The organism is Tepidimonas sp. (genome assembly GCF_046292505.1).
In the GTDB taxonomy this organism is placed as follows: domain Bacteria; phylum Pseudomonadota; class Gammaproteobacteria; order Burkholderiales; family Burkholderiaceae_C; genus Tepidimonas.
The window spans coordinates 1-1103 of the sequence record NZ_JBKBQX010000111.1 but is presented as its reverse complement, the minus strand read 5'-3'; the positions used below and the strand labels follow the sequence as shown (position 1 = coordinate 1103).

Annotated in this window: 1 protein-coding gene and 1 pseudogene; one reads left to right on the top strand and one right to left on the bottom strand. The window is 71.5% G+C overall.

Translation table 11 applies throughout. The annotated features are described in order from the left end of the window. Positions 1–335, bottom strand: a pseudogene (locus ACK4TH_RS12060) (DNA recombination protein RmuC); the annotation flags it as partial. 126 nt (positions 336–461) lie between these two features. On the opposite strand from ACK4TH_RS12060, the gene ACK4TH_RS12055 reads away from it, so the two are divergent. Continuing rightward, positions 462–1103: asparaginase (locus tag ACK4TH_RS12055; protein ID WP_409626788.1), on the top strand; the 642-nt coding region annotated here is incomplete at its 3' end.

Genomic DNA, 1103 nt, shown 5'->3' with positions numbered 1-1103 from the left:
GTCGCGGACAGATCTGTGCGGAAGGCCCCCAGCGCCGCGGCCAGTTCGTTGCGGCCGTGGCGCGACTCTTCCAGGGTCAGCGCGAGCTTCGCATCCAGGTTGTGGTGGGTGGTTTGGGTGAAGTCGCGCAGTTGCGCATCGAGCCGTGTCAGGCCGGCGTCGGCGCGGGCGCCGGCCTGCGCCAGCCCCTGCAGAGCCTGTTCCATGACGCCGATGCGCGCCGCAAGGTCGGCCGGGGTGTCGAAGCGGGGCCGGCGCAGCACCAGCACCAGCAACAGCGCGGCGTTGATCAAGCCCAGGCCGAGCCCGGCGAGCATGAGGGTGTCGGGGGTCATCGGGGTCTCCCTGTTTGGCGTTTGCAGCGTATATCAGCCGCCGATGTATCGGCGGCCGGCGTGAGCCGGCATTACGTTAGCATAGTGCGGGGATATTCACGGATTTGTCATTTCACGAAAGCAATCATGACGATGCTAGCGATGGCGGAGAACCGTGCTGCGCAGCCGCCGCGCGTGCTGGTGGTGTTGGGCATGGGCGGGACGATCGCGGGCCGCGCCGCCAACGCGCAGGATGTGGTCGGGTATCAGGCCGGGGTCGTGCCGGTGGCCGACCTGTTGGCGGGGTTGGTGCCGCCCGAGGGCATGCGGCTAGAGGCCGAGCAGGTTGCCAACGTGGACAGCAAGGACATGACGCCCGCCCTGTGGCAGGCGCTGCTGGCGGCCGCGTGGCGGCATCTGCAGCGGCCGGAGGTGGCGGCGTTGGTCATCACCCACGGCACGGACACGCTGGAGGAGACCGCCTGGCTGCTGCACGCGGTGCTGCAACCGCGCCGGCCGGTGGTCCTGGTGGGGGCGATGCGGCCGGCCTCGGCGGCAGCGCCCGATGGCCCGCAGAACTTGGCCGATGCCCTGACCCTGGCGGGGGATGCCGTCGCGCAGACGGCGGGCGGGGTGTGGGTGACGCGTGCCGGGCGCGTATTCGATGCCCGCTCGGTGCGCAAGGTGCATCCGGCCCGGGCGGATGCGTTCGGCGCGGGCGATGGCGGCCCGGCGGCCGGGGTCGAGGAACTGCCCCGATCGGCGCGCCGTCGGGGGCGGAGTGCAGCG